The sequence below is a fragment of the Stutzerimonas sp. genome (genome assembly GCF_982611455.1).
On record NZ_CEXBBO010000026.1, the window covers coordinates 49831 to 72403 of the forward strand.

General features: G+C 60.1%; 21 protein-coding genes. 15 read left to right on the top strand and 6 right to left on the bottom strand.

Going from position 1 to position 22573, the window contains the following annotated elements; all coding sequences use genetic code 11:
• Positions 1-51 precede the first annotated feature (51 nt).
• Positions 52-558, bottom strand: a complete 507-nt coding sequence (def, locus tag AC2LD7_RS15675; protein ID WP_484598655.1) for a peptide deformylase — start codon at positions 556-558, stop codon at positions 52-54.
• 148 nt (positions 559-706) lie between these two features.
• Here def and AC2LD7_RS15680 point away from each other — a divergent pair, with 148 nt between their 5' ends.
• From AC2LD7_RS15680 to tsaC, 3 genes are all read left to right on the top strand, one after another.
• The gene (locus AC2LD7_RS15680) at positions 707-1732 is read left to right on the top strand and encodes a LysM peptidoglycan-binding domain-containing protein (RefSeq protein WP_484598656.1); all 1026 of its coding nucleotides are present in this window, start codon (positions 707-709) and stop codon (positions 1730-1732) included.
• A gap of 88 nt (positions 1733-1820) precedes the next feature.
• Positions 1821-2912, top strand: a complete 1092-nt coding sequence (gene dprA, locus AC2LD7_RS15685) for a DNA-processing protein DprA (RefSeq protein WP_484598657.1) — start codon at positions 1821-1823, stop codon at positions 2910-2912.
• A gap of 63 nt (positions 2913-2975) precedes the next feature.
• Complete coding sequence (tsaC, locus tag AC2LD7_RS15690; RefSeq protein ID WP_484598658.1) at positions 2976-3533, top strand: L-threonylcarbamoyladenylate synthase type 1 TsaC; 558 nt, start codon at positions 2976-2978, stop codon at positions 3531-3533.
• A gap of 96 nt (positions 3534-3629) precedes the next feature.
• Here tsaC and AC2LD7_RS15695 read toward each other — a convergent pair whose 3' ends face one another.
• Positions 3630-4607: a quinone oxidoreductase family protein gene (locus AC2LD7_RS15695; protein WP_484598659.1), complete on the bottom strand. Its 978-nt coding sequence runs from the start codon at positions 4605-4607 to the stop codon at positions 3630-3632.
• 150 nt (positions 4608-4757) lie between these two features.
• Here AC2LD7_RS15695 and hemF point away from each other — a divergent pair, with 150 nt between their 5' ends.
• Positions 4758-5675: an oxygen-dependent coproporphyrinogen oxidase gene (gene hemF, locus AC2LD7_RS15700; RefSeq protein ID WP_484598660.1), complete on the top strand. Its 918-nt coding sequence runs from the start codon at positions 4758-4760 to the stop codon at positions 5673-5675.
• 62 nt (positions 5676-5737) lie between these two features.
• Positions 5738-6562, top strand: a complete 825-nt coding sequence (aroE, locus tag AC2LD7_RS15705; RefSeq protein ID WP_484598661.1) for a shikimate dehydrogenase — start codon at positions 5738-5740, stop codon at positions 6560-6562.
• Positions 6563-6568: 6 nt separating this feature from the next.
• Here the strand turns inward: aroE and AC2LD7_RS15710 are convergent, their stop codons facing one another.
• Positions 6569-7180 (bottom strand): NAD(P)-dependent oxidoreductase, encoded by a 612-nt coding sequence (locus AC2LD7_RS15710; RefSeq protein WP_484598662.1) that lies wholly within the window; start codon positions 7178-7180, stop codon positions 6569-6571.
• A gap of 15 nt (positions 7181-7195) precedes the next feature.
• On the bottom strand, positions 7196-7507 hold the full coding sequence (locus tag AC2LD7_RS15715; RefSeq protein WP_484598663.1) for a glycine zipper domain-containing protein: 312 nt from the start codon (positions 7505-7507) through the stop codon (positions 7196-7198).
• 486 nt (positions 7508-7993) lie between these two features.
• On the opposite strand from AC2LD7_RS15715, the gene pbpG reads away from it, so the two are divergent.
• From pbpG to treS, 4 genes are all read left to right on the top strand, one after another.
• Positions 7994-8935: a D-alanyl-D-alanine endopeptidase gene (gene pbpG / locus AC2LD7_RS15720; protein ID WP_484598664.1), complete on the top strand. Its 942-nt coding sequence runs from the start codon at positions 7994-7996 to the stop codon at positions 8933-8935.
• 151 nt (positions 8936-9086) lie between these two features.
• On the top strand, positions 9087-9473 hold the full coding sequence (locus AC2LD7_RS15725; RefSeq protein ID WP_484598665.1) for a DUF2946 family protein: 387 nt from the start codon (positions 9087-9089) through the stop codon (positions 9471-9473).
• 120 nt (positions 9474-9593) lie between these two features.
• Positions 9594-11639, top strand: a complete 2046-nt coding sequence (locus AC2LD7_RS15730) for a TonB-dependent receptor (protein ID WP_484598666.1) — start codon at positions 9594-9596, stop codon at positions 11637-11639.
• Between the two features lie 235 nt (positions 11640-11874).
• Entirely contained in the window at positions 11875-13944 is a 2070-nt protein-coding gene (gene treS, locus AC2LD7_RS15735) for a maltose alpha-D-glucosyltransferase (RefSeq protein WP_484598667.1), read from the top strand.
• 98 nt (positions 13945-14042) lie between these two features.
• Here treS and AC2LD7_RS15740 read toward each other — a convergent pair whose 3' ends face one another.
• Together AC2LD7_RS15740 and AC2LD7_RS15745 are read right to left on the bottom strand one after the other, a co-directional pair.
• Positions 14043-14429, bottom strand: coding sequence for a cupin domain-containing protein (locus AC2LD7_RS15740; protein ID WP_484598668.1), 387 nt, complete (start codon positions 14427-14429; stop codon positions 14043-14045).
• Positions 14430-14521: 92 nt separating this feature from the next.
• Positions 14522-15334: an AraC family transcriptional regulator gene (locus tag AC2LD7_RS15745; RefSeq protein ID WP_484598669.1), complete on the bottom strand. Its 813-nt coding sequence runs from the start codon at positions 15332-15334 to the stop codon at positions 14522-14524.
• Between the two features lie 273 nt (positions 15335-15607).
• On the opposite strand from AC2LD7_RS15745, the gene AC2LD7_RS15750 reads away from it, so the two are divergent.
• The 6 genes from AC2LD7_RS15750 to AC2LD7_RS15775 all read left to right on the top strand — a co-directional run bounded on the left by AC2LD7_RS15750 (position 15608) and on the right by AC2LD7_RS15775 (position 22127).
• Entirely contained in the window at positions 15608-15802 is a 195-nt protein-coding gene (locus AC2LD7_RS15750) for a DUF2934 domain-containing protein (protein ID WP_484598670.1), read from the top strand.
• 191 nt (positions 15803-15993) lie between these two features.
• Complete coding sequence (locus tag AC2LD7_RS15755) at positions 15994-16992, top strand: NAD(P)H-quinone oxidoreductase (protein ID WP_484598671.1); 999 nt, start codon at positions 15994-15996, stop codon at positions 16990-16992.
• A 307-nt stretch (positions 16993-17299) separates the two neighbouring features.
• Positions 17300-19354 (top strand): ATP-binding protein, encoded by a 2055-nt coding sequence (locus AC2LD7_RS15760; protein WP_484598672.1) that lies wholly within the window; start codon positions 17300-17302, stop codon positions 19352-19354.
• Positions 19355-19568: 214 nt separating this feature from the next.
• The gene (locus AC2LD7_RS15765) at positions 19569-19826 is read left to right on the top strand and encodes a hypothetical protein (protein WP_484598673.1); all 258 of its coding nucleotides are present in this window, start codon (positions 19569-19571) and stop codon (positions 19824-19826) included.
• Between the two features lie 102 nt (positions 19827-19928).
• Entirely contained in the window at positions 19929-20297 is a 369-nt protein-coding gene (locus tag AC2LD7_RS15770) for a hypothetical protein (RefSeq protein WP_484598674.1), read from the top strand.
• Between the two features lie 777 nt (positions 20298-21074).
• Positions 21075-22127 (top strand): hypothetical protein, encoded by a 1053-nt coding sequence (locus tag AC2LD7_RS15775; protein ID WP_484598675.1) that lies wholly within the window; start codon positions 21075-21077, stop codon positions 22125-22127.
• The last annotated feature ends 446 nt before the right edge of the window (positions 22128-22573 follow it).

Consider the following 22573-nt stretch of genomic DNA (forward strand, 5'->3'; position numbering starts at 1 on the left):
AAAGGACTCATCAATAAAAAAGGCTTGCTGCTGCAAGCCTTTGGGCGGGAATCAAGCCTGCTGCCGGTGAATCTTTTCCAGCTTTTTCTTGATCCGGTCGCGCTTGAGATTGGACAGGTAGTCGACGAACAACTTGCCGTTGAGGTGATCGCACTCATGCTGGATACACACCGCGAGCAAGCCCTCGGCGATCAGCTCGTAGGGCTGGCCGTCGCGGTCCAGCGCCTTGACCTTGATCTTCTGCGGGCGGTCGACGTTCTCGTAGAAACCGGGCACGGACAGGCAACCTTCCTGGTATTGCTCCATCTCGTCTGTGAGGAACTCGAACTCAGGGTTGATGAAAACCCGCGGCTCGGACTTGTCCTCAGACAAGTCCATCACGACCACACGTTTATGCACGTTGACCTGCGTCGCGGCCAGGCCAATGCCCGGTGCGTCGTACATGGTCTCGAACATGTCGTCGATCAATTGGCGAAGACCGTCATCGACCACGTCCACCGGTTTGGCGATGGTGCGCAGGCGTGGATCGGGAAATTCAAGGATGTTCAGGATTGCCATATGCGTTTGTGATGCACTTATGGAATAAAGTCAAAAGCCGCTGCTAAGATGCCGAGCAGCTTGTAAACGGCTTAACGCCGCTTTCCACAAGGGTTTCTGCGGCGCTAGGGCGCTTTACGTGAAAGCACATCATAAAGGGATTCACCACATGAGGAAATCACTACTCGCCCTGCTGCTGGTGGCGGTTGGCGGCATGGCACAGGCCGCTGTACAGCTCAAGGATGACCATCCGGAGCAGTACACCGTAGTGAAAGGCGACACACTCTGGGATATTTCCGGTCGCTTCCTCAGCGAACCCTGGAAGTGGCCGGAACTCTGGCATGCCAACCCGCAGGTGGAAAACCCGCATTTGATCTATCCCGGCGACAATCTGAGCCTGGTCTATATCGACGGCCAGCCACGCGTCGTACTTAACCGCGGGGCATCGCGCGGCACTATCAAGCTCTCCCCGACCATTCGCACCACGCCCATGGCCGAAGCGATCACCACCATCCCGCTGGAAGCCATCAACAGCTTTCTGCTGAGCAACCGCATCGTCGACAGCGAGGCGGAATTCGAGGCTGCACCGTACATCGTTGCCGGTAACGCCGAACGCGTCATCAGCGGCTCCGGTGACCGTGTCTATGGACGTGGCGAGTTCGAGGACGGAATCGCCGTCTACGGCATCTTCCGCCAAGGCAAGAGCTATGTAGATCCTGAAACCGAAGAGTTTCTCGGCATCAACGCCGACGACGTCGGCACCGCCGAACTCATAGACATGGAGGGCGATATCGCCACGATGATGTTGACCCGGGTCACCCAGGAAGCGCGCATCGGCGATCGCATGTTCCCCAGCGAAGAGCGTGCGGTGAATTCGACCTTCATGCCGAGCGAGCCGGAAGGCGAAATCAAGGGCGTGATCCTCGACGTACCACGCGGCGTCACCCAGATCGGCCAGTTCGACGTGGTGACCCTGAACAAGGGTGCGCGTGACGGCCTGAAGATCGGCAACGTGCTGGCCGTTTACAAGACCGGCGAAACCGTACGCGACCGGGTGACTGGCGAGAACGTCAAGATTCCAGACGAGCGTTCGGGGCTGCTGATGGTCTTCCGCACCTACGACAAGCTCAGCTACGGCCTGGTGCTGCAGGCCACCCGCTCACTCGCCGTGATGGACAAGGTCCGCAACCCCTGAGTTACTTGAGCCCCGCCGATGCGGGGCTCGTTCTTTCTGCCGATACCACCGTATGGATGCGGTGCGACGAGACAAGGAATGTTCACCCATGCCTGCAATTTCCCCTGCCGAACTTGAAGCCCGCCTGCGCCTGCATCTGCTGCCGGAGCTGGGGCCGCGGCGCCTGCACAAGCTGCTCAGTGCCTTTCCCGACGCTTCGTCCGCACTCAGCGCGCCGGCCACCGCCTGGCGAGCGCTGGGGCTGCCGGCCAGCTGTGCCGAACCCAGACGTAGCCCGGTAATACGTGAGCGAGCCGGCGCGGCGCTGAGCTGGCTGGAACAACCCGACCATCATCTGCTGATGTGGGACGATCCTGGCTACCCTGCGTTGCTCGCGGAATTGCCCGACGCTCCCCCGCTGCTTTTCGTCGAAGGTGATTCGAGCTTGCTGGAGCACCCCCAGTTGGCCATGGTAGGCAGTCGCCGCGCTTCGCGGCCGGGCCTGGACAATGCCCAGGCTTTCGCACGGAGCCTGGCCGGCGGCGGATTCGTGATCACCAGCGGTTTGGCGCTAGGTATCGATGGCGCAGCGCACCAGGGGGCGTTGGATGTCGGCGGCAAGACCATCGCCGTGCTTGGCACGGGTCTGCAACAGCTCTACCCGCGTCGTCATCTGGGCCTTGCCGAACGTATCGTCGAAGCCGGCGGTGCGCTGGTTTCCGAACTGCCGTTGGACTGCGCGCCGCACGCCTCCAACTTTCCACGCCGCAATCGCATCATCAGCGGGCTCTCCTTGGGCGTGCTGGTGGTCGAGGCCAGCCCTTCGAGCGGGTCGCTGATTACCGCCCGGCTCGCGGCCGAACAGGGTCGCGAGGTCTACGCGATACCCGGCTCGATTCACCATCCAGGCGCGCGCGGTTGTCATCAGCTGATTCGTCAGGGCGCTGCGCTGGTGGAAAGTGTCGACGACATACTCCAGGCCTTACGCGGCTGGCAGCAGACGACTGCGGTTAGCCAACCGAAACCAACCCGACCGGCACATGCCCTTCTCGATCAATTGCATGCCGCGCCGATGAGCAGCGAGACCCTGGCCGGTGCGGTCGCGCAACCGTTGGCGCAGGTGCTGGCGGAGCTGACCGAGTTGGAAATCGAGGGGTTGGTTGCATGCGAAAATGGCCGCTGGGTCGCGCGAGCCAGCTGAGCGCAGCTGTGCAGTCGCAGAGGCTTGGGTAAACTGCGCCGATCAGTCTTGGCGGAGATCGTGATGGTTGGTAATTGGCGCGTGCAGCAGGCGGCGCGGGTGATCAGAAATGGCGGAGTGATCGCCTATCCGACCGAAGCTGTGTGGGGACTGGGCTGCGATCCCTGGAATAGCGATGCGGTGCACCGGTTGCTCGCCCTCAAGGAGCGTCCGGTGGAGAAAGGTTTGATCCTGGTAGCCGACTGCGTCGAGCAGTTCGATTTTCTTCTCGAGGATCTGCCGGAGCGCTGGCTGGATCGCCTGGCTGGAACTTGGCCGGGGCCAAATACCTGGCTGGTGCCGCATCGTCAACGCTTGCCGGAGTGGATCACCGGCAAGCATGACAGCGTGGCGCTACGCGTCAGCGATCATCCGCTGGTAGCCAGACTCTGCGCGCTGACCGGCCCGGTGGTGTCCACTTCCGCCAACCCGGCCGGTCGCCCTTCGGCGCGGTCGCGTCTACGCGTCGAGCAGTATTTCCCCGGCGAACTGGATGGAGTGCTCGGCGGCCGCCTGGGTGGGCGACGCAATCCGAGTACGATTCGCGACTTGCGCAACGGCGAAATAGTTAGAGCTAGTTAGCGGCAAGCCATAAGCTGCAAGTAGCGCAGAGAAGCTTGCCGGCTTTCCAACGCCAGCAACCGCTTGCAGCTTGCAGCTTGCAGCTTGCAGCTTCCGTTACGGCAACAGAATAGTCGAGCCGGTGGTCTTGCCCGCGGCCAACATCCGCTGCGCCTCGGCGGCTTCGGCAAGCGGATAGCGCTGACCGATCTCGACCTTGACCTTGCCACTGGCGATCATCTCGAACAGCTCGCCAGCCATACTTCGCAGGCGATCCGCTGTGTCCGCATAGCCAGCGAGCGACGGTCGGGTGAGGTACAGCGAGCCTTTCTGCGCGAGTACTCCGAGGTTCACTCCGGCTACTGCGCCTGACGCATTGCCGAAGCTGACCAGCAGGCCGCGCGGCGCGACGCAGTCCAGCGAGATCTCCCAGCTGCTCTTGCCCACCGAGTCGTAGACCACCGGGCATTTCTTACCATCGGTCAGCTCCAGCACTCGCTGAGCGATATCTTCGCGACTGCGATCAATGGTCGCCCAGGCTCCCAGCGCCTTGGCCCGCTCGGCTTTCTCTTCCGAGCCGACCACACCGATCAATTTGGCACCAATGGCGTGGGCCCATTGGCAAGCAATCGAGCCAACGCCGCCGGCTGCCGCGTGGAACAACACGGTTTCGCCTGCTTTCAGTTCATGTGTCTGGCGCAGCAGATACTGTGTAGTCAGACCCTTGAGCATGACGGCCGCGGCCTGTTCGTAGCTGATGCTTTCCGGCAGTTTCACCAGATGCCGCGCCGGTAGCGTGTGGTGTTCGCCATAGGAACCCAGCGGGCCGGTGGCATAGGCGACACGGTCGCCAATCTGGAAGTCCTGGACGCCCTCGCCCACCGCCTCGACCACCCCGGCACCCTCGGTGCCCAACCCCGACGGCAGGCTCGGCGGGGCGTAGAGGCCGCTACGGAAATAGGTGTCGATAAAGTTAAGACCGATTGCGTGGTTACGGACCCGAACCTCCCCGGCTCCAGGCGCGGTGACAGGTGCCTCGATCCGCTCGAGAACCTCGGGACCACCGTGCTGGCTGAACTGAATGCGCTGCGACATATCGACTCCTGGCTTATGCAAAGAGCCTATCCAACGCTTCCAGAGCGCATCCGTCAATCGGCTGGGTGATATGCTTGCCAGCCCTTTTGCTGAAGTACTGCCGGGCCGATCGTGCCGCCGGCCAGTGCCGTTACTTGCCAAGGTGATTTCGTGAACGAGCGTACCGAAGCCGTCAAAGCCTACCTGCTCGATCTGCAGGACCGAATCTGTGCCGCCCTGGAAGCCGAAGATGGTGGCGCCCGCTTCGCCGAGGATGCCTGGATTCGTCCGGCTGGCGGGGGTGGCCGGACCCGAGTGATCGAAAATGGCGCGCTGATCGAAAAGGGTGGCGTGAACTTCTCTCACGTACATGGCACCGGCCTTCCGTCCTCGGCCAGCGCCCAACGTCCCGAACTGGCCGGTCGCGGCTTCGAGGCGCTCGGCGTGTCGCTGGTGATCCATCCGGAAAACCCCTACGTACCGACGTCCCATGCCAACGTACGGTTCTTTATCGCCGAAAAGGAAGGCGAAGCGCCGGTCTGGTGGTTCGGTGGCGGCTTCGACCTGACGCCCTACTACGGCAACGAAGAAGACTGCGTGCATTGGCACCGCGTCGCTCGTGACGCATGCGCGCCGTTCGGCGCGGATGTCTATCCGCGCTTCAAGGAATGGTGCGATCGCTACTTCCACATCAAGCACCGCAACGAGCCGCGTGGGGTCGGCGGGCTATTCTTCGACGATCTGAACGAGTGGGATTTCGACACCAGCTTCGCTTTTATGCGGGCCGTCGGCGATGCCTATCTCGAGGCCTATCTGCCCATCATCCGCAAGCGCAAGGCGATCCCATTCGGCGAACGCGAGCGTGAATTCCAGATGTTGCGGCGCGGTCGCTACGTGGAATACAACCTGGTCTACGACCGCGGCACCCTGTTCGGTCTGCAATCGGGCGGGCGCACCGAATCGATCCTGATGTCGCTGCCACCGCAGGTCAGCTGGGGCTACGACAAGCATCCCGAGACCGGCACGCCGGAGGCACGGTTGATCGAATACTTCCTGCAGGACCGCGATTGGCTGAAGCCTGAAGCCTGAAGCTGGAAGCAAAAAGCAAAAAGCTGCAAGCTTCCTGTTTTGGCTTTCAGCTCAGGAGTCCCATGGACCGCTACGGCGTATTCGGTAATCCCATTGGCCACAGCAAGTCGCCACAGATCCACCGGCTGTTCGCTGAGCAGACGGGCCAATCGCTCAGCTACGAGCCGTTGCTGGCACCGCTGGAGGATTTCTCAGGCTTTGCGCGTCAGTTCTTTGTCGAAGGTCGGGGCGCCAACGTTACCGTTCCCTTCAAGGAACAGGCCTTCCGCCTGGCGAACCAACTGACCGAACGCGCCCAGCGTGCCGGTGCGGTGAACACCCTGAAGAAGCTCGAAGACGGCACCCTGCTGGGCGACAACACCGACGGTATCGGCCTGGTACGCGACCTGCTCGACAACGCCGGCGTTGCGCTGCAAGGCAAGCGCATCCTGCTGCTGGGTGCCGGCGGCGCGGTGCGTGGCGTACTCGAACCCTTGCTGGCGCAGCGTCCGAGTGCTCTGGTCATTGCCAACCGCACGCTGGCCAAGGCCGAGCAGCTCGCTCATGAATTCGCCGAACTGGGATCGGTGACAGCCAATGCCTTTGAGCAGCTCGAAGGCCCCTTCGATCTGATCATCAACGGCACCTCGGCGAGTCTTGGTGGTGAATTGCCGCCGCTGGCCGAGGGTGTGATCAGCCCTGGCGCGACCTTCTGCTACGACATGATGTATGGCGCGGTGCCGACGCCGTTCTGCCAGTGGGCTGCCGCTCTGGGTGCGACGACCCGCGATGGCCTTGGCATGTTGGTCGAACAGGCCGCCGCCGCGTTCGAGCTGTGGCGTGGCGTGCGGCCCGAATCGGCGCAGGTGTTATCGGAACTGCGTCGCCAGCTCGCAGGCTGTGAATGAATAGGATCAGAGGCGGAAGTGAATCTGCTGATGCGGGTGTTGCGGGTTTTCCAGCTCGTCGATAATTCCGGCGGCAACGCGCCGGAGCTGCACGCGGCGATCGCTGGCATCGAGATCTGCGATGTTGCTGAAATCCTCGATTGAGAGATCATCGCCATCAGCTTCGGCATCCACCAGCGTCCATCGCAACGGATTCGCGGCGATGCGCTGTAGCGCGGCGGTAGCGTTCGGATCATCACCCAATGCGGAAAAGTCGGCGACCAACATCAGCCGCTCGACCCCCACCTTCGGTAACCCGGACAACAACGCATCGACCGCCTGATAGAGATCGTGCGGCTGTTGTTTTGCCGCTGCGCCCGATGCGGTGGCTAATGACGGACTGTCGTACAGGCAGATCACTGCATCCATTCCGGCGACACTCTGCGACACGCTGATGGCATCGAACAGGTCGCCAGTCTTGGTGCGCAGACCAGGGCGTGCCGTCATTGAATTGAAATCGTCGACCAGTGCCACGACTTCATGCTGTCGGCCCAGAAACTCACACATCAAGGCGTTGCCCAGGCTCGAATGTGCCCCGTATAAGGCGAACTTGAGCCTCGGTGTTTCGGCGTTGAGCATGATGGGCCGGCCCTATCAGCGGCGTGTGACCAGATAACCGATCAGCGCGACCGCGCCCGCAGCCAGCGCCACGGTGCTCAGCGGATGCTCACGCGCGCAGTCCTTGGCCATGCGACCGGCATCGCGGCTTCGTTTGGACAGATCACGGCAGTGCTCGTCCCAGTTGGCGTCGTTCCATAGCGATTCAACACGTGTGCGCAGGGAGTCGAAGCGATGCCGCGATCCGCGAGTTGCGTCGTGCTTGAGCTCGTCGAGGGCGGCCATCAGATCGTGAATTTCGCGCTCGATCTCATCGCGTGTAGTGGGCTTGCGGCTGAAGCGGGACATATCGTTCTCCCCTTTTGAAATGTGCTATTTGGACCCCATGCGCTTGTGAAGGTGCAGCCGGCTGAGCCTCCCCACGGCAAAAGTCTGCTACGCAGCGGACCAGCACAGCGCACACGGGTTCCCGTCCGTCGGACTGATTGCGTACAAGCCCCCGCCTGCCGATAGCACAATAAGCGCCTCGCGATTGCCGTTGGAACTCGCATGGCCTTCTTCACGCCAGGCCAGCGTTGAAGCAGGTCGACCGATGTTCTTCTACACTCTGAGGCGCTTGCGCTTGGCCGCCGCGCTGCGCAATCACAGGTGGTTGCTCGGGCGCCCTGTGCAACGAGCGCAGCGGCTTAGCCGGAAAGGAGTCGGGGCCGGAGCTGAACGCGCCGAAATATAAACTTTTAGATCTTATTTGAGACCTGCGTTTACTTATAATGCGCGCCGCGTCCGACTGCCTCGGTGCGTCTTTTTTCAACTGCCAATTCATCGGTGTCTATTTTGAAATTTCGTCATTCCATCCTCGGCCTGCTGCTCGCATGCGGCAGCGTCATGCTGTCCCCCGCCGTAACGGCTGCACCCAAGGCTTCCTTGCAACAGGAACTGGCCTCCGGCAGCGCACTGCTCGTCGACCTCAAGACCAACGAAGTGCTCTATTCCAGCAACCCGGACATGGTGGTGCCCATCGCTTCGGTGACCAAACTGATGACCGCCATGGTCGTGCTGGATGCCAAGTTGCCACTCGACCAGCGTCTTCCCGTCACTATCCGTGAAGCGAAGGAAATGCAGGGTGTCTTTTCCCGGGTGCGAATCGGCAGCGAAATCAGCCGCCGGGAAATGCTGCTGCTGACCCTGATGTCTTCCGAGAATCGCGCCGCCGCGAGCCTGGCCCACCATTATCCGGGCGGCTACCGCGCTTTCATCCAGGCGATGAACACCAAGGCTCGGACGCTTGGCATGGCTCATACCCACTACGTCGAGCCCACCGGCCTGTCCGAGCAGAACGTCTCCAGCGCCAACGACCTGGTGAAACTGCTCAAGGCCAGCCAGGCCTACCCGCTGATCGAGCAGTTCAGCACCACCAAGGAAAAGACCGTGGCGTTCCGCAAGCCCAACTACACGCAAGGCTTTCGCAACACCAATGCACTGGTGCGCAAGCCGAACTGGAGTATCCAGCTGACCAAGACCGGTTTCACCAACGCTGCCGGGCATTGCCTGGTGATGCGCACCGTGATGAACCAGCGCCCGGTGGCCTTCGTGGTGCTCGATGCCTTTGGCAAATACACCCACATGGCCGATGCCAGCCGTCTGAAGAAGTGGCTGGAGACCGGCAAGGTGACGCCCGTGGCGCCCGCCGCGCTGGCCTACAAACAGCAGAAAATGGCCGAGCGTCAGCTGGCCGGTCAGACGAGTACGACGGCGACCGTGGTCGGTACTCGCTAAACCGCAAGACCCATAGCGCTGGGACGACAGACGCGCTTTTGCTGGGGCGCCTGTCGCCGCTCGTGGTTTCGTGAAATTCTTGATTGGACGCAATTCCGCCGCGCGTTGATGATGCTTAACGCCAATCCCATCTGCGCCCTTTCGGATTTCTATGACGCGCCGCTGCTTTCCCGCTTGGCTGGCAATCCTGGCCCTGCTGACGCATCTGCTGACGATGTCGGCGGCTGGCATGCCGGTCCATGCCAAAGGGGTAGGCAGCGGGGCCGATCATTCAGCTCACCTGCAAGCCGGACACTCGCGCGAACAAGCTGAGCCCGGCGCTGCAAGCCATTCCAAACACGACAAAGCCGGCCATGCCGGTATGTTGCAATGCTGCTGTGCCGGTTTTACCGGACTCGCCGCGTTACCCTTCGATCCGCCACGCCTGCCTGATCGGCTGGTCCGCCAGGCTGGTCCGTTGCCTGAGTTTCCGTCCGTTCTGCCGTTGCCACGGGAACAGTGGCCGGCGCTCAACCCTCGCGCTTCCCCGCTCGCCTGACGCCGATTGGCGCTCCCTTCGCTGCGTTACTGAAACGTTGCCGCGCCACCGCTTGGTTGCGGCATCGCCTGCCGGCGGCTGTTCGTCGCCGGCCCCGTTTTGCACAAGGATTCATGCGAGATGTTCCAGTTCCTTTCGCGGCGCCTGGAGCGCCCGTCTTTTACGCGGTCGCTGGTTGCCGCCAGCGTGTTGATTCATGCCACTGCGACCTATGCCGACACGGCAGCTTCCGCGTTGTCGCTGGGCGCGACCACGGGCACGGCCGATGCCGGCGGACCGCTGCAGACCAGTAGTGTCATCAGTTCGGTCGATCTGCTCGGCGCGGACATCCTCGAACAGCAGCCTGTGCTCTACAGCTGGGAACTGTTCCGGCGCGCCCCAGGCGTGATGCTCACCGAATTCGGCCAGGGCACCACTTCCGGCAAGCTGTCCTTTCGCGGCTTCAATGGCGAGGGCGAGGTCAATGCCGTCAAGCTGCTGATCGACGGCATTCCCAGCAACAGCAACGATGGAAACATGCCGTACCTGGACATGCTGTTCCCGCTGGAGATCGACGGCATCGAAGTGGTGCGCGGCACCAACGACCCACGCTACGGCCTGTACAACATCGCTGGCAACGTCACGGTGCATTCGCGTACCGGCGGCGATTACGGCAAGTCGCGCCTGCGTTACGGCAGTTACGACACGCGTGAATTGCAGCTGGCCAAGGGCATCGAGAGCGCCAACTGGACGCAGAACTACTTCATTGGCCATCAGCGGAGCGATGGCTACCGCGACCATGCCGAGGCCGAGCGCACCAGCCTGTCGGGTAAATGGTTCTACACCCCGGACGCCGGCAACTGGCGACTCGGTCTAATCGCCCGCCATTACGAAACCGAGGCTGACGAGCCGGGCTATTTATCGCGTGAAGATGCGCGGCACTCTCCTCGTCAGTCCTACGCCCTATCGGGAAGCGACATGGGTGAACGGCGCATGAATCAGCTGAGCCTGCATTTGGACAGCGAGCTGGCGACGGAGCTGTCCTGGGCCAGCAAGGTCTGGCTGAACACCCTGGACGATGATCGCTGGGTGCGCTTCTCCCTGGCGCAACCGCAGCAACGGCGTACCACCGAAGAGAAGCACTACGGCGCACGGACTTCGCTGACCTACCGCCCGCAGGTGTCCTGGCTGCACGACCTGGCGTTGGAAGGCGGCGTCGATACCGAACAGCAGCGCAACCGCGGCGAGCGCTACACCACGGTCGAGCGCAGCCCGATCGCCCAGACTCGCGACCAGCGCTTCGACTACGACAGCTACGGTGCCTACGTTCAGGCTGTGATCCAGCCGGTCGAATCGTTGAAGCTCATCCCCGCTTTCCGTGTCGACCGGATCGAGGGTGATTTCACCGACGAGTTGAGCGGCAACGATTACGCCATCAACGACTACGGCACCATCGAGCAGCCGAAGATCAGCCTCGTCTACACCCCGATAGAGCCCCTCAGCTTCTACGGCAACTGGGGTCGTTCGTTTCAGATCGGCACTGGCGCGGCCGCCTACAAAGTGCCGCCACGCACCGCTGATCTCGCACCGTCGATCAACGACGGCTGGGAGACGGGCATCAAATTCAGCCCGGCGCACTGGATCGACGGCCGGATCGCCTACTGGGAGCAGGTGGCCTCGGACGAGGTTCGGCGGCGCTTGAACGATCCCAGCGGCGAATCGGAAAACCTCGGGCAGACGCTCCGATGGGGCTACGACGCCCAGCTGAACCTCTACCCGAGCGAGTTGCTGAGCCTGTGGTTGTCCCATTCCTGGCAGTTCTCGGAGATCGAGGAACCCGACCCGAGCTTGCCAACCAGCAAGGGCAACGAGATCGACCATGTCCCGCATCGTCTGTATTCGGCCGGTGCGAGCTACCAGGCGACCTCGGCGTTGCAGCTGAGCGGCTGGCTGAACGGGCAGACCGACTACTACCTCGAACGTGAGAACAGCCAAGGTAAATACGGTGGCTACGTGCTGCTCAACCTCGGCGCCAGCTACCAGCTCACCGAACAGGTCGCGCTCGATCTGCAGCTCAAGAACCTCGCCGACCACTACTACGAATACGTCTGGTACGACGGTGCGCAAAGCCTGCATGCACCGGGCGATAGGCGTGCGCTCTATGCCGCCGTGACGCTGAACTTCTGAGCAAGAACGGTACCCGCTGACCTGCTCGGTGGCCGCGGCCCTTATTTCGAAACTTCCACGTTTCGACAACGGCTAGATCACGACCGCGCCGCTTGGTCCTTTCGAGATAATGGAGGGCCTCGCGGCTCCTGCGGAGCGTCAGGCTTCAGCGCATCGCATTTTCGATGCAACGATGGCGAAACACTCGACTCAAACGACTACATCTTTCCCCCAGCGCACCGGGAACCCACGTCGTATGAGCACGCCAGACAACACCTACATCGAGTGGCTGGAAAACCAGTCAATGCTTCACGCCGCCCGCCAGCGGGCCCGGCTTTATGCAGGCCAGGCACGGCTCTGGCAGCGTCCTTACGCCCAGGCGCGGCCACGCGATGCCAGCGCCATCTCATCGGTGTGGTTCACCGCCTACCCTGCCGCCATCATCACCCCAGAGGGTGGCTCGGTGTTGCAGGCGCTGGGCGACGATCGACTCTGGAGCGCCCTGTCCGAGTTGGGCGTCCAAGGCATTCACAACGGCCCGATGAAGCGCTCCGGCGGTCTGCGCGGGCGCGAATTCACCCCGACCATCGACGGCAACTTCGACCGCATCAGCTTCGACATCGACCCCAACCTCGGCACCGAGGCGGAGATGCAGCAGCTCAGCCGCATGGCGGCGGCGCACAACGCCATCGTCATCGACGACATCGTGCCGGCGCATACCGGCAAGGGCGCTGATTTCCGCCTCGCCGAAATGGCCTACGGCGACTATCCGGGCCTGTACCACATGGTGGAAATCAACGAGGAGGATTGGCCCTTGTTGCCTGAGGTGCTCAAAGGGCGTGATTCGGTCAACCTGTCGCCAATCGTGGTCGACCAGCTCAAAGACAAGCACTACATCGTCGGCCAGCTGCAACGCGTGATCTTCTTCGAGCCCGGCATCAAGGACACCGATTGGAGCGCCACCGGCGTTGTGACCGGCGTGGATGGCAAGCGCCGACGCTGGGTCTATCTGCATTATTTCAAGGAAGGCCAGCCCTCGCTGAACTGGCTGGACCCGACCTTCGCCGCGCAACAGCTGATCATCGGCGATGCCCTGCACGCCATCGACGTGTCCGGCGCACGCGTGCTGCGCCTGGATGCCAACGGCTTCCTCGGCGTCGAGCGCCGCGCCGAGGGCACCGCCTGGTCCGAGAGCCACCCGCTGTCGGTAACCGGCAACCAGCTGATCGCCAGCACTATCCGCAAGGCTGGTGGCTTCAGCTTCCAGGAGCTGAACCTGACCATCGACGACATCGCCTCCATGTCCCACGGCGGCGCCGACCTGTCCTACGACTTCATCACCCGTCCGGCCTATCACCATGCGTTATTGACCGGCGATACCGAGTTTTTGCGGCTGATGCTGCGCGAGGTCCACGCTTTCGGGATCGACCCGGCCTCCTTGATCCACGCGATGCAGAACCACGATGAGCTGACTCTGGAGCTGGTGCACTTCTGGACGCTGCATGCCTACGACCACTATCACTACCACGGCCAGACCTTGCCGGGCGGCATTCTGCGCGAGCACATCCGTGAAGAAATGTACGAGCGATTGACCGGTGAACACGCGCCTTACAACCTCAAGTTCGTCACCAACGGTGTGGCCTGCACCACCGTCAGCGTCATCACCGCCGCGCTAGGGATTCGCGACCTGAATACCATCGGCAGCGCTGAAATCGAACAGATCAAGCGGCTGCACCTGCTGCTAGTGATGTTCAACGCCATGCAACCGGGCGTGTTTGCCCTCTCTGGCTGGGACCTGGTTGGCGCCCTGCCGCTCGAGGCCGCACAGGTCGAACACTTGATGGGCGACGGTGATACCCGCTGGCTGCACCGCGGCGGCTATGACCTGGCCGATATCGCACCCGATATCGAAACATCTAGCGAAGGCCTGCCCAAGGCACGCTCGCTGTATGGCAGTCTGGTCGAGCAGCTGCAAAACACCGGCTCCTTCGCCTGCCACCTAAAGCGCATTCTCAGCGTGCGTCGGGCCTACGACATCGCGGCGAGCAAGCAGATCCTGATTCCAGATGTGCAATCGCCGGGTTTGCTGGTGATGGTTCATGAATTGCCGGCTGGCAAGGGTGTGCAAATCACGGCACTGAATTTCAGCGCGGAGACCATCAGCGAAACCATCATCCTCCCCGGCATCGCCCCCGGCCCGGTGGTCGATATCATTCACGAAAGCATCGAAGGTGACCTGACCGAAAACGGCGAGATGACCTTCAACCTCGACCCCTATGAAGGTCTGGCCCTGCGGGTGGTAAGCGCTGCGTCGCCGGTGCTTTGACGACGACGATTGGTATGGCAGTGGCGCTTCGCCGCGCTGCCCGGCGTGGCTATAGTGCGCGCCGGACGGCACCGCGCGAGTGCCGGCGGCGCAGTCGTTCAGATCCAAATATCGTTCACAGCGGTCCGGTCGTTGGTCTCATCGCCGGTGTTCAATACGCCCCGCGGCTCGATCAATAGCAGCTTGGTCTCACGCGCCGCGCTGGGTTTGTGCTCGATCCCCTTCTTCACCACAAACATCTCGCCGGCACCTACCGTCACCTCGCCGTCACGGAAATGAATGACCAGCTCGCCCTCCAGCACGATGAAAGTTTCGTCGGTATCGGAATGGGTGTGCCAGACGAACTCGCCCTCGAGCCGGACGATCTTGAACTGGTAGTCGTTCATCTCGGCCACGACTTTCGGCGCCCACTGCTCATGGAACAGGCCGTATTTCTGAGCGAAGTTGATGGCGGTGTAACGAGTGCGGGTCTCTTGGGATTCCATGGCGTAGTCGCTCTTGGTTGCGGTGAATGCCCCACGCTAGCGTCGCGCCTGATGTCCGTCTTGCACGATCGTGCACGTTCCGCCTGTAACGGCTACCGGCTCCTGAGCATGTTCAACCATCGTGCAGGCGATATGCCGTAGGTTTGCGTGTACAGGCGGGTCATGTGGCTTTGATCGAAAAAACCGCTCGCCAGCGCTGCATCGCTCAGCGACTGACCCGCCACCAATCGGTTGCGCACCTGCGCCAGGCGTCGTTGGGTGATGTAGCGATACGGGCTGGTGCCATACAGCACGCGGAAATCCCGCGACAGGCTCCAGCGGTCGCGACCGCTTGCCTGCACCAGATCATCCAGCGTGATGGCTTGGCCAAGGGCGTCATGAATGAACGCGCGTGCCCGCTCCGCCGCCGCGTAATCCACCGCCTGGCAGCCACGGCGCTTGCCAGCCGCCAACCTCAATGCCTGCGCCAGGTCATAAATCGCGTCATCTTCCTCGAGCGGATCGAGCGTGCTTTCTAGGCTGTACAGCAAACGACGGGTCGCCGAAAACAGCCGAGCATCCTGCGACAGCCCGCCTGGTATGAAAGGCAACGGCTCGCCGCCCAGCACCTCTTGGATCAACGACGGCTCGATGTAGAGCATTCGGTAGTGGAAGCCGGCCTCAGTGCCCGCCTCGCCGTCATGGATCTCGTCTGGATGCAGCACCATCGTGCCGCCCGGCAAGCTATACCGTTTCGATTGCCGATACTGGAAGCTCTGCACACCCGAAAGCGTACGTCCGATGGCATAGGTATCGTGCCGGTGGGGTGTATAGCCGTGCCCTCGGAAATAAGCTTCGATGCGCTCCATCTTCGTCGAAGGGGTCGCGCGCGCAAGCCAGTCGCGGTCAGTGCTGGTTCTGTTCATCGACGGTGAGGCCATCCGAGTACCGAGGGCGAAATATACCCATCGAAGTGGAAAAAGGTCTTGCACCGTTTGCTGTTGCCAGCCGCAGTCGCGTCAAACCAGATAAACACGCATTGGCAGCTAGCGTCGATTCGTCGGCTGCGAAAGGAATACCGGAACCATCCCCACGCTACCTACCTCTGCTGCAAAGGAAGCTCGTCACGTCCAAGGCAGCCGAGCGCCGCTGGCGACCGACGCGCTCCGGCTTAATCCGTATAAAAAGAGGTGACCAACATGAACGACGAACAACGTATTCGTGACAGGGCATACGAGATCTGGGAAGCCAAAGGCCGGCCTGAAGGCCAGGAAGGCGAGCACTGGAAACAGGCCCGCGACGAAATGGAGCCCTTCTACAAGGAAGGCGACGCCACGGCTGGCAGCGTAGAAAGCAGCGTGGCAATCCCGATGCCGAAACCCTCCAAGGAGTGAGATTGCCGCGCCGAACGCCATCATCGACCGATCAAAGCAGCCATCGACCCGCTCGGGCCGATGGTTGCCTCAGCGAAACACAAACCGTGCCTTGCCCCAACGAGGGCTTGGCGCTGCGGTCAGCGCGCACTACCGTGTTACGACGAGCCGCTCGTAACGCGCGGCTGTCTTGTTTTGGAGGAAGGCGACTGATGAGTGCGGAAACCATGCGTCATGTAGAACACCGTCCGGGCGGCGATGCCGAATGTCTGAAGCTGGTCGACGGGCCGATCCCCGAGCCGGGCCCGCACGATGTGCTGGTGCGGGTGGCCTACGCCGGTATCAACCGCCCGGACATCTTTCAGCGCTCCGGCAGCTACCCGCCACCACCGGACGCATCGCCGCTACTTGGCCTGGAAATCTCTGGCGAGATCGTCGCACTCGGCGCTGAGGTAACCGGCTGGAACGTTGGCGATAAGGTTTGTGCCCTGACGCCCGGCGGTGGGTACGCCGAATATTGCGTGGCGCCGGCCGAACACTGCCTGCCGGTGCCCGACGGGCTTTCCCTGCTGGAGGCGGCGGCGCTACCGGAAACCTACTTTACGGTCTGGAGCAACGTGTTCGAACGCGGTGGCCTGAAGCCCGGTGAAACATTTCTGGTACACGGCGGCTCCAGCGGCATCGGCCTGACCGCGATCCAACTGGCCAAGCAATTCGGTGCCACCGTATTCACCACCGTCGGCAACAGCGAGAAGGCCGACGCCTGCCAGCGCGCCGGAGCGGATCGGGTCATCAACTACCACGAAGAAGACTTCGTCGAAGTGCTAAAGCAAGCCACCGATGGCAATGGCGTCAACGTGATCCTCGACATGGTCGGCGGCGACTACATCCCCCGCAACGTCAAATCCCTCGCCGTGGAAGGGCGGCTGGTGCAAATCGCCTTCCTCAAAGGCAGCCGCGTCGAACTCGACACCTCGCCCATCATGCGCAAACGCCTGACCTTCACCGGCTCGACCTTGCGCCCGCGCAGCCGCGAGGAAAAAGCCGGCATCGCCGCGGCACTGCACGAGAAGGTCTGGCCGCTGCTGGACCAGGGCCTATGCCACCCGGTGATCCACGCCACCTTCCCCCTGGCCGAAGCCGCAGCTGCGCACCGGCTGGTGGAAAGTAGCAAGCACATCGGCAAGATCATGTTGAAGGTTGGGCCGTAACTTCTGCGTCGCGGATCGGTTCGGTACCCTACCCGGCGGCGCGGTCGAGCATCCGGCGGACGCGTCATGGCGCGCTGCCGGGTCGTGACGGCTTTTCGGTAGTCCTCACCTGTGCCGGTCGTCGTCCGGCTGCGGCTGCGCACGGCAGCCGACAGTCGGTACGACCGCTTTAGTCAGCGCCTTCCAACCCGTTTCGGCCCGTAAACAGGGCGTTTCACCTGGGTGGCGCGGCTTATCTCGCCGCACCTCCGAATACCGCATCTGTCTCTGTAGAAAGTGCCCTCAACGGGGGTCGATGCAGAAGCCGATGAAGCGCGAACTGGATTTCAAGGCCATATTCGAAGCCCTGCCTGCACCCAATCTAGTTCTGTCTGCCGACCCAGGCTTCATCATTCTGGCGATCAGCGATGCCCATCTGCGTGCCATCAACAAGCGCCGCGAAGATTGCGTCGGCCGTTCGATATTCGACGTATTCGGCAAGAATCCGGATGAGGCGGATGAGTTCGGCAGTTGTGCATTACGCGCTTCGCTGGATCGCGTCCTGCAAACCGGTATGGCCGACCGCATGGCGATCATCAAGTACGACATACCCAAACCGGAGGCGGAAGATGAAGGCTACGAAGTGCGTTACTGGAGTCCGGTCAACGTCCCGATCTTCGACAACAAGAGAAAGATGTACTGCATCGTCCACAAGACCGAGGACGTAACCGAACGGCTCCTCAGCCGAGAAGAGTCCAGGCAGCGGATGGACTATCTCGACGAGCGTTTTCGCGCAGCGCTGCTGGCCTCCGGGACCGGCACCTTCAATTGGTATCTACCGGCCGGCATCCTTCACTTCGATAGCGCCATGGAGCAGATACTCAATCTTCCGCTGGGCCAGAAGCTCGATACCGTCGACGCCTTCCTGCAGCACCTTCACCCCGAGGACCGACAGCGGATATGCCAGGCGATGGAGCATTACGCCGACAGCCAGGACTTCTCGGTGGAGTTTCGTTTGGCGCGCACAGATCCCGAGCAATGGCTGGCGTGTAAGGCCAAGGTGTTCCGCAATGCGGTGGGCGATCCTACCCACGTGGCCGGGGCCTGTACGGATATCAGTGCACGCTGGCATGCCGAAGAGGCCCTGCGCATCAGCGAGCACCGCTTGCGGCAGCTCAACGAGAACCTGGAAGCGCGAGTAGCCGAGGAAGTGGCCGAGCGCGGCAGAACCGAAGAGGCGCTACACCAGGCACAGAAGATGGAGGCCGTCGGTCAGCTCACCGGCGGCATCGCCCATGACTTCAACAACCTGCTCACCGGCATCGTCGGCAGCCTCGACCTCATGCAGCGGCGCCACCGTCGCGGCGAGCCGCTGGATTTCGACCGCTACATCAACGCAGCGGTCAGTTCTGCACAGCGTGCAGCGGCCCTGACGCAACGGCTGCTGGCCTTTTCCCGCCGGCAGACACTGGATCTCAAACCGATTGACGTAAACCAGATGGTCGCCTCGCTCGAGGATCTGCTGCGTCGCACCACGGGCGAAAACATCACCATCGTCACGGCGCTGGCCCCCGATTTGCGGCCCGCCTGCATGGATACCAACCAGCTCGAAAGCGCCCTGCTCAACCTGGTCATCAACGCGCGGGACGCCATGCCTCATGGGGGCAGAATCACCCTCGCAACTAGCAGCTTTCACATGGGTAAAAAGCCTCATCCGCAAAAGCGAGTCCTGGCCGAGGGCGACTACATCCTCCTGACCGTAACCGACACCGGCACGGGCATGACAGCGGAAGTCAAAGACCGGGCATTCGAGCCCTTCTACACCACCAAACCCATCGGTCAGGGCACCGGGCTCGGGCTGTCCATGGTGTACGGCTACATCAAGCAAGCCAAAGGCTATGTCCACATCAAATCCAAGCCCGGCAGCGGTACGAGCGTCTACCTGTACCTTCCCGTCTACAAGGGCGAGACAGCACCCGTGCCGGCGGAGCCGGTAATAGCCACCCAGGGTATGGGCGAAACCATCCTAGTGGTCGAGGACGAACCCGTCGTCCGCTCCCTCGTAATCGAAGTGCTCGACGACCTGGGCTACCAAACCCTCGAGGCCGGCGACGCCTCAGAAGCCCTGCCCATCATCGAAAGCGTCCAGCGCATCGACCTGCTGGTCAGCGATGTCGGCCTGCCCGGCATGAACGGCCGTCAGCTGGCGGAAATCGCCCGCCAACACCGCCCCGGCCTGAAAGTGCTGTTCGCCACCGGCTACGCCGAAAGCGCCACCGCCAGCGACTTTCTCGGCCAAGACATGGCCGTAATCACCAAACCCTTCGCCATCGACGCCCTCGCCGCCAAGGTGCGGGAAATGTTGGGGGTTCAGGCTGGCTAGGTCTGTGCCCCGCCTCGCCGTCCGCTAAGCGAAGCCGTGATCCGGTAACCCCATAAAAATTGATGATTAAGCCTATCGGATGCTTTACCGGATTTGGCACCGCCGGTAACGTGGCCGAATGCATCAGGATTGCATTACCCAATCACACTCCTCGCCCGGCTTAAGCCCAGCGGCCAGCACAACGGGCACCAGCCCGCACCAAGGGCAGGAATAGATGGCCCGCTTCTTCCCCGTTCGTTCGCAGTGCCAGTTCGATACGTCCGGCGAGCGTCGCTTCGCCGAGCGGCTGGAAAAGCTGCTGGAGGACGATTACCTTTGCTGGAGCAATGTTCCGTCTTATCGCGACCCGATAACCGCAACTGCTGAAATCAAACAGACGAGCAATATGGCGTATAAAATTCCTGGCGGTCGCCGATGCCTCCGCATCTCTAGCAATAAAGCCGTAAGCTCGGTAACAGAGAGAATGTTATAAACCACGCCCGTCCGGCGACTTATACACCTACTGGTGTCTAATTATAGTTAGGCGACGTATAAACACCAAGATTTATTTTTTTGGATAACTTTGGAGAATAAAGTGATTAATTTAAAACGCTTGCATGCACTTGTATTAGTCTTTTCTTTAGTTACAGCGCCATCCATTTCCTTCGCACAAGTAGCTCCGATTGAAGGTATTGGGAAGCCATTATGCCGCTATTTGCAAGCCAATGATTTTACTGAGCAAGCGTCCGTAGGGCAGTGGCTCCTTGGTTATTATTCGGGGGCGCTTGCCATGAATATTTCCTTCTCGATGGCTCAGGGACAATCCAGCGATGTCCCGGATCGGGCTGCAATATGGGACGAAGAAAAGTTGCTCGAGTCAGCGAGAGCTTTTTGTGTAAATCATCCAGATCAACCATTGTATCGGATTGCAAATATGGTCGTGACAATGGTTTTGGGGGATTAAAGGAGGTCCCTGACAAGGTGCTGTTGTCGGACAAATTCACCGCTCCGCTCCAAATTTGCCGCAAAGCACGGCGTTAGGCGTCATTTCTTTTCTGGCATGTTCACATGTATGAAAGTTGGTTTAACTTCCGGCGCTTCATTCATTAATCTGCATAACTTGCGCAGCCGGAAAGCGTGCCGTGCCGTCCGTGCTGGCTCGCGCTTGAACCTCGCCCAAGCTGGCGCACAAGCACCGTGCATGGGTGTGAACCTGTCACCGGTTTGGGGCTTGATAGTCCGGTTGGGCTCGGCCACTGTAGGGTATTCGCCAACGAAGCCCGCTTTGCCCCACTGCCTAACAAACGGTTCAAGTCGCTAACTTCGTTCGCTGGGACTGGCTAAAGCCAGCCCCTTAACCAAACGTTAGGCCTCACAATGGATCCCCGAGCCTTAATCGTTCACTTAGAGTCACCATACAGCGAGCAGCGCTGCAATCAGCCTCCGACACACGAGATTATCCTTGCAGGTTTAGAGGCACCATCAGAATATTGGGTTAACCTTGCTGTTGGCTGGCTAGAGCAAGGTGCGCCAGCTAACAACGAAATTGTTCAAAAAATTTAGTGCCATCGTCACAAATAAGTACTTTTCGCAGCGGGTGCGCCATCACTCATTTGCTCTTGTTAAAAATTGGCATAAGCATAATGGTGCAGCCTAACAACTGGTTCGTTCGCTGCGCTCACTGGGACGGGCTAAAGCCCGGCCCTTAACCAAACGTTAAGCAAGCACAAACGGAGAATCTGTGCGTAATTCAATATTATATTACCCAACAATTGAAATTCGTGACGAGGAGTGGCTTAAATCCTCACTGCTTGTTTGGGATAAGGTATATCGAATTGTACCTAAAAATTACACGCCAGCTGATTCAGATGAGATTAAAAAAGCAATCGATAACGATCTAATAAGGTCGATAGTGTTAGAAGACAACGATGTTAAAGGTGTAACTAAGAATTTTACAGATTTCATGGATTCGCTTCCATTCACACCAGCAGGTCTAGAAGACTCTAACTCATCTTTTGTTCACCCGGAGAAAATAGACGCAAATTTGTACCCTCTTCTCGATGCTTTTTCTAGGGGCTACACTGAGGACGGCTGGCTTGAGCTTCCTTCGGAAGTGGCTAGAGGTTACATGTACTTTTTAGCCCAAGTTGTCGCAGAAAGGCGGTTACTAGAGCGGGGAACAAATGATCCCTACAATTTTGCAATCGGAGCATATTTTTCTGAGCTGGCTAACTTTGATGAGCAAATTTATAACCAAGAAGCTGCTGGGTTTTATTCCTCGTTAATTATAAATGACATTATCCCCAGAGACTTATCTTCAGTGCCTATGGATGTTATTGCAAAGGCAGTTAATGCATCTAGAGATGAGAAAGTAAGATTTAGAGAAGAATTATTACGGTTTTCTGAGCAGTTGCATCGGTGTGAAAGCATTGAGTATGCACACACAATTATCACAGATTATAAAAATGACCTAATGCGAGCAAAAGGTGATTTACGTGCATCACAAGGGTTTATGAACAAGGGGGCTGTTGGATCATTGTTTGCTATGGGCACACCAACATCCCTTACAGCTTTTGGTGCAATGGCAGCAGTTGCTGACCCATTTTCTCTCACCGCATTGAGTTCTAGCCTATTAATTGGAGCGATTGCATCATATGTTGATTATAAAAGGACAAGCAGCGCTGCGAACAACCCTGTTGGTGCGAGCTATTTGATTAGTCTAGACAAAAAGTTTTCAGGCACGAATTGCTATCCAGCGTTTGACCGTCATTTAGAAGAGTTTATCAATGACTAATTGCTTAACAAACGCGTCAATTAGGACGCTTGCAAGCTCGCGCCTATTACGCGGGCGTTAGGCCCGAAATGAAGCAGTACGACGCCGTCCAAGACATTGCACTTCGAGACGAGCGCTGTTCAAAGGCGAGTGCAGATTACGAACGCAACCCTTGTACCGAGGAAAGAGGACAGATTTATTTTCTATGTCATTTCGGCAGAGACTGGGCGACAAGCGAGGGCGGACGTTCAATAAAGACGCGACGCCCAACGTAGCCGAATCGACAGGCGGGAGCAGGCTCAGCGCGTAGTGCGGAAACGCCGCGCGGCTGCTGGCGTCCAACAAAGCCAAGCACCAAGCCCGCCCACTCGCCAAAAGTAGACTCTGCCCCATGCTGTTCCGCCGTTTCGAAGTAAGCGCTCCATAAACCCCACCTTCAACTGAACTATCCGTTTCCGGATGCTGGG

Bases quoted from the DNA above. Each gene is read 5' to 3' on its own strand.
- def (WP_484598655.1), bottom strand. From the start codon at position 558: ATGGCAATCCTGAACATCCTTGAATTTCCCGATCCACGCCTGCGCACC.
- AC2LD7_RS15680 (WP_484598656.1), top strand. From the start codon at position 707: ATGAGGAAATCACTACTCGCCCTGCTGCTGGTGGCGGTTGGCGGCATG.
- dprA (WP_484598657.1), top strand. From the start codon at position 1,821: ATGCCTGCAATTTCCCCTGCCGAACTTGAAGCCCGCCTGCGCCTGCAT.
- tsaC (WP_484598658.1), top strand. From the start codon at position 2,976: ATGGTTGGTAATTGGCGCGTGCAGCAGGCGGCGCGGGTGATCAGAAAT.
- AC2LD7_RS15695 (WP_484598659.1), bottom strand. From the start codon at position 4,607: ATGTCGCAGCGCATTCAGTTCAGCCAGCACGGTGGTCCCGAGGTTCTC.
- aroE (WP_484598661.1), top strand. From the start codon at position 5,738: ATGGACCGCTACGGCGTATTCGGTAATCCCATTGGCCACAGCAAGTCG.
- AC2LD7_RS15710 (WP_484598662.1), bottom strand. From the start codon at position 7,180: ATGCTCAACGCCGAAACACCGAGGCTCAAGTTCGCCTTATACGGGGCA.
- AC2LD7_RS15715 (WP_484598663.1), bottom strand. From the start codon at position 7,507: ATGTCCCGCTTCAGCCGCAAGCCCACTACACGCGATGAGATCGAGCGC.
- AC2LD7_RS15725 (WP_484598665.1), top strand. From the start codon at position 9,087: ATGACGCGCCGCTGCTTTCCCGCTTGGCTGGCAATCCTGGCCCTGCTG.
- AC2LD7_RS15730 (WP_484598666.1), top strand. From the start codon at position 9,594: ATGTTCCAGTTCCTTTCGCGGCGCCTGGAGCGCCCGTCTTTTACGCGG.
- treS (WP_484598667.1), top strand. From the start codon at position 11,875: ATGAGCACGCCAGACAACACCTACATCGAGTGGCTGGAAAACCAGTCA.
- AC2LD7_RS15740 (WP_484598668.1), bottom strand. From the start codon at position 14,429: ATGGAATCCCAAGAGACCCGCACTCGTTACACCGCCATCAACTTCGCT.
- AC2LD7_RS15745 (WP_484598669.1), bottom strand. From the start codon at position 15,334: ATGAACAGAACCAGCACTGACCGCGACTGGCTTGCGCGCGCGACCCCT.
- AC2LD7_RS15750 (WP_484598670.1), top strand. From the start codon at position 15,608: ATGAACGACGAACAACGTATTCGTGACAGGGCATACGAGATCTGGGAA.
- AC2LD7_RS15755 (WP_484598671.1), top strand. From the start codon at position 15,994: ATGAGTGCGGAAACCATGCGTCATGTAGAACACCGTCCGGGCGGCGAT.
- AC2LD7_RS15760 (WP_484598672.1), top strand. From the start codon at position 17,300: ATGAAGCGCGAACTGGATTTCAAGGCCATATTCGAAGCCCTGCCTGCA.
- AC2LD7_RS15765 (WP_484598673.1), top strand. From the start codon at position 19,569: ATGGCCCGCTTCTTCCCCGTTCGTTCGCAGTGCCAGTTCGATACGTCC.